This is a genomic window from Pseudaminobacter salicylatoxidans, from assembly GCF_003148475.1.
GTDB classification, from domain to species: Bacteria; Pseudomonadota; Alphaproteobacteria; order Rhizobiales; family Rhizobiaceae; genus Pseudaminobacter; species Pseudaminobacter salicylatoxidans.
In genome coordinates this window covers 179,285-191,728 of record NZ_QGGG01000005.1, presented here as the reverse complement: position 1 = coordinate 191,728, position 12,444 = coordinate 179,285, and the positions used below count along the sequence as shown (strand labels likewise).

14 protein-coding genes are annotated in these 12,444 nt (G+C 60.2%); 8 read left to right on the top strand and 6 right to left on the bottom strand.

The features are described from left to right. Window positions 1-48: 48 nt before the first annotated feature. Window positions 49-954, top strand: coding sequence for a LysR family transcriptional regulator (locus tag C7441_RS09205; RefSeq protein WP_109612604.1), 906 nt, complete (start codon window positions 49-51; stop codon window positions 952-954). A gap of 390 nt (window positions 955-1,344) precedes the next feature. Here C7441_RS09205 and C7441_RS09195 read toward each other — a convergent pair whose 3' ends face one another. After that, the gene (locus C7441_RS09195) at window positions 1,345-1,803 is read right to left on the bottom strand and encodes a VOC family protein (RefSeq protein WP_425326570.1); all 459 of its coding nucleotides are present in this window, start codon (window positions 1,801-1,803) and stop codon (window positions 1,345-1,347) included. Here C7441_RS09195 and C7441_RS09190 point away from each other — a divergent pair. After that, the gene (locus C7441_RS09190; RefSeq protein WP_109612602.1) at window positions 1,802-2,503 is read left to right on the top strand and encodes a helix-turn-helix transcriptional regulator; all 702 of its coding nucleotides are present in this window, start codon (window positions 1,802-1,804) and stop codon (window positions 2,501-2,503) included. The genes C7441_RS09195 and C7441_RS09190 overlap by 2 nt on opposite strands. Window positions 2,504-2,699: 196 nt before the next feature. Here C7441_RS09190 and C7441_RS24360 read toward each other — a convergent pair whose 3' ends face one another. Next, window positions 2,700-2,966 (bottom strand): LysR family transcriptional regulator, encoded by a 267-nt coding sequence (locus C7441_RS24360; RefSeq protein ID WP_244916094.1) that lies wholly within the window; start codon window positions 2,964-2,966, stop codon window positions 2,700-2,702. A 152-nt stretch (window positions 2,967-3,118) separates the two neighbouring features. Beyond that, entirely contained in the window at window positions 3,119-3,634 is a 516-nt protein-coding gene (locus C7441_RS09180; RefSeq protein ID WP_109612709.1) for a DUF2938 domain-containing protein, read from the bottom strand. Between the two features lie 87 nt (window positions 3,635-3,721). On the opposite strand from C7441_RS09180, the gene C7441_RS09175 reads away from it, so the two are divergent. Both C7441_RS09175 and C7441_RS09170 read left to right on the top strand, forming a co-directional pair. Further along, window positions 3,722-4,381, top strand: coding sequence for an ArsR/SmtB family transcription factor (locus C7441_RS09175; RefSeq protein ID WP_109612601.1), 660 nt, complete (start codon window positions 3,722-3,724; stop codon window positions 4,379-4,381). A gap of 61 nt (window positions 4,382-4,442) precedes the next feature. Beyond that, window positions 4,443-4,685 carry a DUF4287 domain-containing protein gene (locus C7441_RS09170; protein ID WP_109612600.1) on the top strand — a complete coding sequence of 81 codons (243 nt, stop codon included), beginning with the start codon at window positions 4,443-4,445 and terminating at the stop codon, window positions 4,683-4,685. Between the two features lie 68 nt (window positions 4,686-4,753). Here C7441_RS09170 and C7441_RS09165 read toward each other — a convergent pair whose 3' ends face one another. Beyond that, a complete protein-coding gene (locus C7441_RS09165) occupies window positions 4,754-5,839 on the bottom strand; it encodes an MFS transporter (protein WP_210205620.1) in 1,086 nt (361 codons plus the stop codon). Window positions 5,840-6,052: 213 nt separating this feature from the next. Here C7441_RS09165 and C7441_RS09160 point away from each other — a divergent pair, with 213 nt between their 5' ends. Next, on the top strand, window positions 6,053-6,256 hold the full coding sequence (locus C7441_RS09160; protein WP_280523565.1) for a helix-turn-helix domain-containing protein: 204 nt from the start codon (window positions 6,053-6,055) through the stop codon (window positions 6,254-6,256). 470 nt (window positions 6,257-6,726) lie between these two features. Here C7441_RS09160 and C7441_RS09155 read toward each other — a convergent pair whose 3' ends face one another. Further along, window positions 6,727-7,770, bottom strand: coding sequence for an AraC family transcriptional regulator (locus C7441_RS09155; RefSeq protein WP_109612597.1), 1,044 nt, complete (start codon window positions 7,768-7,770; stop codon window positions 6,727-6,729). A gap of 235 nt (window positions 7,771-8,005) precedes the next feature. Here C7441_RS09155 and C7441_RS09150 point away from each other — a divergent pair, with 235 nt between their 5' ends. The 3 genes from C7441_RS09150 (at window position 8,006) to C7441_RS09140 (ending at window position 10,800) form a co-directional block, all read left to right on the top strand. Beyond that, window positions 8,006-9,445: an APC family permease gene (locus C7441_RS09150; protein ID WP_109612596.1), complete on the top strand. Its 1,440-nt coding sequence runs from the start codon at window positions 8,006-8,008 to the stop codon at window positions 9,443-9,445. A gap of 104 nt (window positions 9,446-9,549) precedes the next feature. Then, window positions 9,550-10,380: an alpha/beta fold hydrolase gene (locus tag C7441_RS09145; RefSeq protein ID WP_170125062.1), complete on the top strand. Its 831-nt coding sequence runs from the start codon at window positions 9,550-9,552 to the stop codon at window positions 10,378-10,380. 126 nt (window positions 10,381-10,506) lie between these two features. Then, a complete protein-coding gene (locus tag C7441_RS09140; RefSeq protein ID WP_244916108.1) occupies window positions 10,507-10,800 on the top strand; it encodes a transposase in 294 nt (97 codons plus the stop codon). 482 nt (window positions 10,801-11,282) lie between these two features. Here the strand turns inward: C7441_RS09140 and C7441_RS24585 are convergent, their stop codons facing one another. After that, window positions 11,283-12,026: an MFS transporter gene (locus tag C7441_RS24585; RefSeq protein WP_425326569.1), complete on the bottom strand. Its 744-nt coding sequence runs from the start codon at window positions 12,024-12,026 to the stop codon at window positions 11,283-11,285. Between the last annotated feature and the right edge of the window lie 418 nt (window positions 12,027-12,444).

The following is a 12,444-nucleotide window of genomic DNA, read 5'->3' as shown; positions in this document are numbered from 1 at the left end:
GGTGAAATAGAATGCTGTTGGGAATATCACTTGTGAGATCAACTCATCATGGCACGACTTGAAACCAACCGATCCGGTGAGATGGAGGTGTTCGTTCGTGTGGTCGAGCTCGGTGGATTCTCACCCGCTGCTCGGGCAGCCCGCATGACGCCTTCGGCGGTCAGCAAGCTCATTGCACGGCTGGAAGCGCGTCTTGGCGCAAGGTTGCTCAATCGCTCGACCCGCCGCCTGCAGCTCACGCCCGAAGGCTGCGCCTTCTACGAACGGGCAACCCGAATTCTCGCCGATCTGGACGATGCCGAGCGCATCGCCAGCGTCGGCGAACAAGCCGTAGGCCGCGTGCGCGTCAACACCAGCGCCTCCTACTTCAATCACGTCCTCGCGCCGGCATTACCGGCGTTTCTGGCGCTGCATTCCGGTGTCACGCTCGATATTGTGCAAACCGATGCGGTGGTCGATCTTCTGGCTGAGCGCACCGACGTAGCTGTCCGGGCCGGGCCGATGAAAAGCTCCAGCCTTGTCGCGCGCAAACTTGGCGAGACGGCGCTGACAATCGTTGCTGCACCGTCCTATCTGGAACGCTATGGCGTGCCGCGCTCCATCGCCGATCTGGAAGGGCACAATCGCCTCGGCTTCGGCTATGCCCGCGCCGTCGATGGCTGGCCACTGCGGGAGAACGGGAAAACCACCGTTGTACCGGCGACAGGCCGCGTGCAGACGAGCGATGGGGAGGGTCTTCGGTATCTGGCGCTTTCCGGGACAGGCCTTGCCCGCCTTGCTGCCTTCACCGTGCGCGAGGACATTGCCGCCAAACGGCTGGTGCCTGTTCTCGATAATCTCGCCATGGGCGAGAAAGAAGCGTTCCATGCCGTCTATGTCGGCCAGGGCGGACGACTGCCCTCGCGTGTTCGCGCGCTGCTCGATTTCCTCGCCAAGCACGGAAAGGTCAGCTAAACGCTCTGATCACCCGGATAATTGCGCTTACCAGTTCTGAGAGTCATCTCCTGGCATCCTGATACCTCTGCCTGGCTGCACCTCTGTGCAGGGGTTGATGTTGCGCGAACTTCCACCAGTATTCGCTCAGGCCCAAAGCAATAAAAAAGCCACATGCCTCGTATTACCTCAGGAGGTGACCATATCTCCACGCCCGACACCGTCAACTCTCGAAAAACATGCAAATCTAAGTGGTCGATACGCATCGGTTAGCTGCAAAAAACCGATCCAGCCTTTTTCGACGCTGAAAAACTAGAGGGGTACAGGGTCATGGGCAAACGGCGTGACATCCAGGCAACATTCCTATCGCTAGGAGATCTCACCTCCTGTTCTGGAATTGCCCTGTTATGCTCACCCGCGCGATGCCTGGTCGTCAGGCGTGCAAACGCGGATGCGATGTCCATCCGGATCAAGAGCAACGAACGTGCGTCCGAAGACTGCTACGCTCGGTTCCTGCTCGATTGGCACGTCAGCGGCTCGCCAGGTGTCGTAAAGCCGATCCACCGCTGCGTCGTCGTCCACCATGAACGCAAGCTCAAAGCGATGGCCCGTTCCGGACGACACAAAGTTCGCCGCCTTCGTGGACCATAGGCCCAGGTTCGAGCCGTTGGAGAACTCGAAGGCTACATAGGTCGGAAATGATGCTGCCGGCGCTTTACCCAGCAGCTTTTCATAGAACTGGTTGCTCCGAGCCGGGTCTTCGACATAGAGAAGAATGAGGTTTGGAAGGGCCATCAAAAGTCGTCCTGTTGCGATGTTGCCGGACGAATATACGCGACGCCGCTGCCAAAAACTGGCAGTATGAGTCATGGCCCGATCTGAACGATTGCTGTCCCTCCTGCAAGCCCTCCGGCGCCATCAGCGCCCGGTGAGCGGAGCACGGCTGGCCGACGAACTCGGCATTAGTATTCGCACACTCTACCGGGATATTGCGTCACTACAGGCGCAGGGTGCGAGCATCGAGGGCGAGCCGGGCGTCGGCTACATCCTTCGGCCGGGCTTCATGTTGCCGCCCCTGATGTTCTCTCAAACCGAACTGGAAGCTCTGATGCTCGGTTTTCGGTGGGTGTCCAAGTTTGCTGATGAGCCGATGACAAAAGCTGCGTCGGATGCGCTCGCAAAAATCGCGGCGGTGCTGCCGGAGAACCTGAAAGATGAATTGGAAAGCAGTGCTCTGCTTGTTGGGCCAAGAACATTCAAAGATGCCGAAACGGTCGATCTCAGGGTTGCGCGGGCAGCGATCCGCAATGAGCAGAAGCTCCGCCTGACGTATGTTAATGTAACAGGCAACCAATCCGACAGGACCATATGGCCCTTCGCCCTGGGCTATTTTCAGAAGGTTCGGATACTCGTCGGATGGTGCGAGGAAAGAATGGCTTTCCGGCACTTCCGAACAGATAGGATAACCGTCCTCACAAACCTTGAAGAACGCTATCCAAAGCGTCGTGCGACGATGCTACGGGAATGGCGCGAAACGCAGACTGACATGCGCTACGTGCCAGATTCCTGAGAGGCTGCGGGCGGCTTCAGTCGGATCGGGGGCGCTGGCCAGCGGCCGGCATGGCGCAGCACGATATGGTCGTGGACTTGCGGGTCGGTGCCACCATAACGGACAAGGAAGGTCTCGCCGGCCAGATCGGTCCATGTGATTGCCGACTGCCCTGTACGGCGATGCCCCTTCGGCAGCACCGCCACCAGCGGTTGGTTCAGATCGAGCGGTGTGGCAGTTCGGGCCTTCCGACGCCGAACGCCACGGCCAGCCGTTCGGCGCGAAGCTGCATCACCGCATCGCCGGCCGTACCCTCGGTGATTTCGACGTCGATGCCGGGATGGTTTTCCCGATACCACACGCGCTTGATGAAGTGGCGTCCGGCCTCGGTCAGTCGGACGCCCCGAGCATGGCGCGCGAACAGGAGAACGCCAAGGTCTCCCTCCAGCGCCTTCACGCGGGCGCTGCCGCTGGATTGCGCCACGCCGAATGTGGCGCTTGGCGGAAGTTCAGATACTCGGCGCAGTGGGCGTTTGGATGAGCGACACCAAGGGAATACGCGACCCGAGTAAGGTCGGCTTCTCCCCATTGATGATCAACGATCTGTGCTGAATGCCGCCGCCGCATTTCTATTGATCACATTTGCACAGAGCCCGTTATCCATCCCGCCAACAGGACACCTGAAACAAGGAGACCTATCGCAAAGGAAGTGTGGGCAACGAGGCTACGAAATCGCGAGCGCCAGGGTTGTGGCGTGCGGCGGGCAACGATGCCCGCCCCAAGACAAGGCTGCATGACGAGAAACGGGGCGATAATGCTGCCGATGCCAACCAGCAAAGCAGGCCAGAGCGTCGGATGTCGCACCCATTCGGGCCAGATCAGGAGCAGGAGGCCGGCGAAGGCAATGCCTGTCAGGTAATGGGCCGCCCAACCAATCACGACCTCGCCCTGCACCTCATCCGCCTTCGCGATGCTGTCATGCCTGAAGCGTCCACTGGAGAAATGGCCGATCCATCGCCCGACCAGCCGATAGTCGAGAGACGGCACACCAAAAATCCGCTTCTGCAGGATCGCCCATCCATCCATAACCGCCGTCGCGCCAATTCCGATAAAAACCGCTCCAAAGACGCCGGTCACCAATTCACCACCCATCCGCAGGATCTCCTTGCTGGCACGGAAGCCATCAGACAATCATTCAATATGTTGCTTGAATGATTGTCTGATGATAGCAACCTGTCAATGACCAAAACTGACATCCATACGCAGCTGTTTACAGACCTCGCCGAGATCGCTCGTACGCTTGGCCATGCGCATCGGCTCATGCTGCTGGAGCATATTGCCCAGGGCGAGCGGCCGGTCGAAAGACTGGCCGAACTTACCGGACTGACAATCGCCAACACGTCGCAGCATCTTCAGCATTTGCGGCGAGCAGGGTTCGTAGAGACGCGCCGCGACGGCAAACGGGTTCTCTACCGCCTCGGCAGCGGACCTGTCGAAACGGTGCTGGCCTCATTGCGCGGATATGCCGAGCATATGCGCGTCGAGATACGCGAACTGGCTGCCGATCCGGCCAACGCCGGCGGCAGGCATGATTCGATCTCGCGCGACGAGCTTCTGGATCGCCTCCGCACAGGCGGGATGACGTTGCTGGACGTGCGTTCAGCGGAAGAATATGCGCTCGGGCACCTGCCTGGTGCGCTCAATATCCCGACCGCGGAACTGGAGCGACGATTGTCTGAGCTTCCGCCAGGCCAGGAAATCATAGCTTATTGTAGAGGGCCTTACTGTGTTCTCTCGACGTCAGCGGCGACCCTGTTGGAAGCACGGGGGTTCCGGGTTCGCCGACTTGCGGATGGTTTTCCCGACTGGAAGGCTGCCGGGCTCGCCGTCGAAAGCTGAGGGGCGGCGAGACTGCTCACAACTTCCCCACCACCACGAACCTGACCTGAGGAGACGCAACATGCAGGAGAAATCGTCCCAGGCTGAACCCGTGAAGGGCCCAGCGTCTTACTTCCCCTCCATCGAGAAGAAGTACGGTCGACCTGTCGGGGAATGGCTTGATCTGATCCGGAGCAGACCTGAAGCGAAACACATGGAGCTGGTCGCATGGCTGAAGGACCAGCATGGGCTGGGCCACGGATATGCCAACGCGCTTGTCGCCTACGTGCTTGCTCAGGATAAGAAGCAGACAGCGCAGAAGTAAACGAAGGGCTGATGATTAATCAGTCGGGGATGCCGAACTTGCTATCGATATCCCCGCGCCGTCAGCCGTCAGGCGCGGCTCATCCGCCGGTCCAGGAAGGCCAGGACCAGGGCGAGCACACCAAGTCCGGCGCCGATCCATCCGACGGAGGCCAGATTATAGCCGTAACTGATTGGAAGGCCGGCAAGCAGCGGCGCAACGGTCAGGCCAAGTTGAAAGGCCGATGAATTTGTTGCCCCTGCCAGAGTGGGCGCGTCGGGCGCGATAACGTAAACTCCCCCCCAAACTGCCGGGTTCAGCAGGAACCCCGCGACGCCGAGCAGAAAAACCAGAACGACGACGACGACCATGTGCGGGGCAAACAACGCGATTGCCACGGACACCAGGATCAGACCGGCAATGCCCAAGCCAAGCGTGGCGAACGGATGCCGGTCTGCCGTGCGGCCACCGATCGACAGCCCAAGGAACGCGCCAAGACCGAACAGGGACAGCACCGCAGGCAGCCAGCCGAGCGGCAGCCCGCTTACATTGAGAAGCAAGGCTCCCATATAGCTGAAGGTGCCCATATAGGCGGCGGTCGTCGCGGCCGTCGTGGCATAGGCCACCCAAAGAACGGGGCGCTTCATGGCCCTCAGTTCGCCCGCCGTGTCGGGTGCCGGCATGTTACCGCCTGTCCTTGCGGGCAGAACCAGCAGGATGGCAATCGCTGCAACGGTGGTCGCGGCAACCACGGCCCAGAACCCTCCACGCCAGCCTGCCAACTCGCTGATGAAAGTTCCCGCGGGACCGCCCAAAACCATGGCGACGGTCAGACCGCTGACCACGACCGACAACGCCCTGGCGCGACGATCCGGGGCAACGAGCCGAACGGCCGTGGATGCCGCGACCGCCCAGAAGCAGGCATAGGCCAGCCCCATGACGAACCTTGCGATCAGGATTCCCGCATATCCCTCCGCTATCAGACTGAATGCCGTGGCGGCCACAAACGCGGCCTGACTGAGAAACAGCGTGGCGCGTCCGGGCCAATGCAGCGTCATGATCGCCAGTGGTGGCGCGCCGACCAAAGCGCCGACTGCGAAAGCGGATATCAGGGTGCCTGCGGCCGGTAAGGTGATTTGCAGGTCTTCCGCAATTTTCGGGAGAATGCCTCCCATCAGAAACTCCGCGCTGCCCATGGCGAACAGCATGAGCGCGTTCGCTCACCCGGCTCCGGCAGCGGGCCGGGCCGGGTCGCGATCTGCGCAGCAAGTCGCCGGTGCTGAGAAACGCCATCGAACTTATGGCCAAAAATGTTGAGAGTCCAATGAGCATCGCCGCTCTTGCCAACGCCGTCGGCCTTTCTCTCCGGCAACTAGACTAGAGCGCGCCTGTTCGATCGGGAAATGCAGACAATGCCGAGCCGTTACTACCTGATGCTCCGGCTCGAACGCGCCCGCGGGCTTTTGCGCCAAACGCCAATGTCGATCCTCCACGTGGCGCTGGCAAGCGGCTTCGCATCCCAGTCCTATTTCGCACGCTGCTACCGCGCCAATTTCGGATGTTTGCCATCCGACCACCGGCAGGCACTGTGAACACCTCACGCGAAAGCACGTCGGTCCAGAACAGCTCACCCCCTGACGCACCGGGCGGAGCGAGTAAAGACGTCAGAGGCCCACTTGGATAACCGCTCAGGCAAGATGCCCCTTATCACGCGCTCGCCAGCGGGAATCGACTTGGCATCCCAATGGCCGGCATCGGGTACGCCCGATCTTACTCTGGAATAGCGCATGTGTGCTGAGTTCAAGGATTTCCGCTTCCCCCGAACTGTGTTTACGCCTCTGACTGGAAACACCGTGCCGTCTGATGCCCTCGTCAGGAGTCTGCGATCCCATCATTCGGTCTCGTGATGAAAGTTACACTGCCGTTGGAAGGGCGGATAACATCGCTATCGTCAATGCACTCGCAATCATAGCGATTGACCGGCCTTCGTCCTGGCGTAGTGTTTCACAAACCTCTGCCCACTCGCGAATGGCCGCTCTTGCGACGGAGCCGTGAGGCGGGTCTATGATCGGGCAAACAAGTTTCGTGGGCTGCGGCCAGATCGCTGGAATTGCACTGGCGTCTGGCCGGCGAGATGGCGGAATGCGCGGGAGAAGGCAGCAGTTTCGCTGAACCCCAGCATGAGGGCAACGTCTGTCACCGAATTTTCTGTGTCCGTGAGAAGCTCCTTTGCACTGTGAAGCATGACGGAGTTTCGCAAGTCGCGAAAGTTCGATCCGAAGAGTGCAAGCTGCCTGTGAAGCGTTCGGGTGCTGATGCCGAATTCATTGGCGATGCAGACCGCCGTGGTTAGCTCTATTTCATGGCGACTGAAACCGCTCGTCAGCGCTTCCGTGACCATGCTCACGAAACTCCGGCGAGTGGCAAGATTGCGATGGTCCTCGACCACTCGCCTTGCGACAACGCCGTAAAGATACGCGTCGGCGAAGCATCCAGGTTGGTCCAACATCTTGCTGGGAACAAGTACGGCGTTGCCGGCCGAGCTTGGTCGAATGTCTGTCTTCAACCATGCCGGAGCGGCGTCCAGATGCCAGTTCGGGCGATATTCCAGATCCACCCGGCATACATCGGAACCTTTGCTCCAACCGGCTCCAAGCGCCGCCGCCAGCATGGCTACGGAGAATTCCGCATCCGGCGCTTTGTCCTCCGGGCTACCGCCGTGCACCGAATAGGTGATGCGCGCTAGATCGCCATGCGTTTCCAGGCCGATCTCAGTGTTGTCCTGAACGAGTTCGAAATACGCGCAGAAATCTCGGAGAGCCGTACCCAAGTCCGGAGCAAGCTGGAAAAGATAGCCGATAGCACCCAGAGACCGGACATCAAAAGCATGAGCAAATTCGACGCTAAAGGTCGGCAGCCGACATTCAGTTGCGGCAGCGCGCAGAAAAGATGAGAAAGCACCAAGCGTAATCTGAGGAGTTTGCGACTTGGACGGGGCGCTGGCAAAAGCAGGCTTCAGCCCCGACGCTTCGATGACCCTGTCGGGCTCGCCACCGTGCCGTCTGACGATCTCATCGAATCCGGCGGTTACGCCGAGTTGCACCATGCCCAAATGCTCCACCAACCGAGGGTGGCCAAAAGGTTGGTGACCGGGCACCGGTCTCACGCAGGTGTCCTCAGGCAAGGGCTCTGTCTTTCGAAATCGGGCATGCCGAAGAGTGGTGCAGAACCCATTCGTACTAAATCCGCCAAATTGGCCGAAACCATCAGGCCGTCGACCGAAGTTGTCAAGCGCGGCCAAGGCGCCTGTGGCACGCTCCCACCGTTTGGGAGGACTTTCGATGTCAAATAATCAAGTACCCACAGCGGGTTTGCGGCGCAATGCGCTTGGCGCTGCAAGTATTGTCTTTTTCGTTATCGCTGCGGCCGCACCGCTGACCGCCATCGTCGGTGCCGCACCGCTGGCCTTTTCGATCGGCAACGGTGCCGGCGCCCCGGCGGCATATCTTCTAGCGGGGCTCGCCTATCTCATCTTTGCCTCCGGCTTCACGGCCATGAGCCGTTATATCGGCAGCGCCGGCGCGTTCTACGTGTTCGTGTCGCGAGGGCTTGGAAAGTCCTGGGGTTCCGCGACCGGCGCCATGACCCTCCTTACCTACATAACGATCCAGATCGCGGTCTATTCGTTTTTCGGAATTGTCGCCGCCGGCATCGGGGAGAGCGCAGGGCTGGTTCTCCCGTGGTGGGTCTGGACGGCCATTTGCATGATTGCCGTCGATATTTTCGCAACCCGAAGTATCGAACTCTCCGGCAAAGTGTTGGGAATCTGCATGATCGGCGAGGTGACGGTCCTAATGATCCTCAACATTGCCATTCTCGCTCAGGGCGGTGGTCCCGAAGGCATAAATCTGGCGTCGTTCAATTCGCAGACCGTGTTCTCGACCGGCCTGGGTGTCAGCCTGCTGTTTGCCGTAGCTTCGTTCATCGGATTCGAGGCGACGGTGATCTTTTCCGAGGAAGCAAAGAATCCACGCCGCACGATCCCCACGGCGACCTATGTCGCAGTGCTCGTGATCACCGCATTTTACGCCTTCTCTGCATGGTGCATGGTTGTCGCCTACGGGTCGTCCAGTATCCGTGAGATCGCCACGGGCGACCTCTCGGACCTTTTCACCAATACGGCGGCCGACCGTGTCGGCGAATGGCTGAAGCTCGTCATGACGGCTCTGCTGGTAACGAGCCTCTTCGCCTGCGTCCTTTCCTTCCAAAACACAATCAGCCGCTATCTGTTCGCGTTGGGCCGCGACGGTCTCCTGCCGAAGGCGCTCGGACAGACGGATACGGCGTATCAGGCACCGCGTCTGGCCTGCCGCTCCTACACGGCCTTCGCGCTGGTCTCGATATGTGTCGCGGGGATTGTCGGGCTCGATCCCTACGCGATCCTGTATTCCTGGTTGGCTGCGTCCTCGGCACTGGGTGTGCTGATCGTTCAGGTTCTGGTCTGCCTCTCGATCATAAGGTTCTTCCGGACCAATCCGCATGAGACAACGGTCTGGCAAAATCTTTTGGCACCAATGATCGCCACTATCAGCCTTGGTGGCTTTCTGATTCTCGCCCTGACGAATCTGCCGCTGCTCACAGGCGACGAAACATGGCGGGTATGGCTCATTCCTGGCGCTTTCGTTCTGGTCGGTCTTCTTGGCTGGGGGCGTTCCCTCCAAGTGAAGGCAACCGATCCCGCAGCCTACAACCAACTCGCTTGGAGCCACCTTCAGGACTGAGCAGGGCGGGCTTCCTTCTGCCTCGCCCGTTACATCATCGGGTGGGCTTCGCCGGGAGCGGCGAAGCCTCTCAATCACAGTCAATTCTCCATGCGGAGCCAAGTATGTCCCCAATTACATCCTATAAACGTCGATACATATCGTTACCAGACGGCAAGACCCTGGAATACGTGCGCAGGCCCGGCGGAACCGAACCGCTCATACTCATCCACGGATATGCCGACAGCTGGTACTCGTTCAAAGGCGTGCTGGATTATCTACCGTCCCGCTTTGCAGCTTTCGCTCCAAGCCTGCCCGGACACGGTGGATCGTCGAAACCGGAGGGGGGCTACTCAATCGACGGCTATGCGTCCGACATCCTCGCCTTCATGACGGCGATGGGCGTGCCGAAGGCAGCCATTGTCGGCCATTCGATGGGCACCTTCATTGCGCAGAGCATCGCGCTCACTGCCCCTGATAGGGTGTCGCGCATGGTGCTGATCGCCACCGCGCCGACCGCCGACAATGCTGTTCTTCGCAGCTTTCACCGCGAGACGCAGGGGCTCTCCGATCCCGTTGGTCAGGATTTCGCGAGGTCTTTCCAGAGTGGCACCTGCGTCAATCCCATCGACTCCACCATGTCGATGGAAGACATAGTACGGGAGAGCAGCCTCTTGCCGGCACATGTCTGGTCGGCGGCGCTTCAGGGATTGATCGACTACAGGCCGGCGGATTTTGATAGCTCTGCCCTGTACACGCTACGTACTCCGACTCTCGTGCTTGGCGGGTGTCTTGACGAGATTTTTGATGAATCGGCCCAAAGGAAGCTTGCCAGCGCGCTACCGAATGCAGAAATCTGGCTGGATCTCAATTCTGGCCACTCCATAAACTGGGAAAGCCCGGAACGTACAGCATCTCAAGTAGCCCAATTCCTAGCGGTTGGTTCAGGTACATAAGGCGATCGGAAAGATTTCGAAGATCGACGATCTGACCCTCAGGCTGAGAGACGCGACACAGGAAAACGTCGAGATGCGACGCTATGCACCGTGCCCGGCGTGGGACCCGTGACGGCCGGTGCGGTGATGGCGTTTGCACCTGATCTGCGCACCTTCGCCAGCGGCAGGAATTTTGCCGCGTGGCTCGGCCTCGTGCTGTGGCAGCGATCCACCGGCGCCAAGACACCACTCGGCGGGGTTAGCAAGATGGGACAGACCGACATTCGCAAGCTGTTGATCGTCGGCGCGATGAGCCGGATCCGGTGGGTCATTCGAAAGGCATTATGCCGGACAATTGGCCTGGGCAAATCGTCGGACGCAAGCCTCGGATGGTCGCGGCGGTCGCTCTGGCGAACAAGATGGCCCGGATCATGTGGGTGATCATGACGAGGGAGCAGAATTACCGAATGGCGTGAGCGGTGAACTCCTGGCGGAGGAAAACGGCGAACGTCTCGGGGGCGGTTGACCCCGGCAAGGAGATCCACTGACGACCTATGCGGCGGACTTCAATGTTCAGGACGGGGAGAACCAGTCCCGGGGCTCGAGCACAAAGCTCTCTGAACCGATGTGGACCCTTGTTCTTCGAACTGCATACCGGCCCCGTGGTGAAGGCCACGATCAGAGGCCTGACACACGACCGATAGAAGCACCGTGCTGCAGAAGGAGTTGGAAGAAAATCCTTGCAAAGTGGGGGGCATCCACATACGCCCCACCCCGATCGGTCCCACGGATCTGGAAGATTCGCTTGACGAGGTCGATCGCCAGAATGTGCAGGTTTGACATGCTTTCCTCCTTCGGCAGCGCCACAATGGCGCGGACAGCATCATACGATGCCGGGCGAAGGGGGCATCCACCGCATCAGTTCAGTTAGTCTTCTGATCCAACTCCTGGAGATCTCGTCCTGAGCGACAAGCGTTGAGACTGGTGGATTGATAGATCTGCCTCCATAGAAGCGCTACCAGTACAAGATTGGCGATGGCGAGAGCGGTCAGCACGATAAGAGCTTGGCCGGTCCCGGTGATCGATAGCAGGAACGCGCCCACGGTCGGACCGAGAGCCTGAGCGATAAGGCTGGGTCGCGCGAGGCGTCCTATGATCGGTGCATACCGAGAAGCACCGAACGGGGCGAGCGGTAGCGCGCCTTTGGCGATTGAGAAGATACCATTTCCTGCCCCATACAGAACCAACGACAGGCCGATGACGCGAAAGCCGGATGCAAGCATCGCCATTCCCGTGGCGGTCAAAGCGCAGGCGGCCGCGAGCATCCAGACAGGGTGATGCCGTCCGCCGCTCGCCATTTCCCCGATCCGGCCAGCGACCTGGGCGAGGCCGATCAGCGCCCCGAGCGCCACCGCTTCCGCCAGCGACAAGCCGCGCTGTTGCAACATGGTCAGCAGATGCACCGATACGATGGTAACGCCTAGCCCCGACAGCACCAAAACCGCCATGATGACCGGTAGGCTCGCCGCTCCCTGCCGTGCAGGAGCTTCTTTCCACCTGCCGTCAGGCTTGCCCCTGCCATTCCCCGGCAGGACGAAAAGGACCAGCGGCAACGAGACAACGAGATGGATGGCCGTGTAGGTCAGGCATGCCCGGCGCCATCCCATATGTTCGAGGAAGAAGGCTGAGAGCGGCCAAGAGACCGTACTTGCGAAGCCACCTCACAAGGTCAGCGTTGTGATCGCCGACCGGGCAGACTGTCCGTAGTAGCCGCCGAGGGTGGCGAACGCGGCATCGTAGAGGCCAGCCCCATGCCAACGCCGAGGACCACCCACCCGACGACGAGCACCCACAGGGACGGCGCAGCCGCGAGGATGACAAGGCCGGAAGCGAGCAGCATGCAGGCTAGCGCCAGCATGGGCCGCCCGCCGTGCCGGCCGATGGCATCGCCCACGCGCGGCGAGACGAACGCTTGCCGCAAGCAGGCCGATAGACAGCGCGCCGACGATCCATGCCACCGGCCATCCGGTATCCGCCGCAATCGGCGCGGCGAAGACGGCGAGCAGGTAGTACGAACTGCCTCAT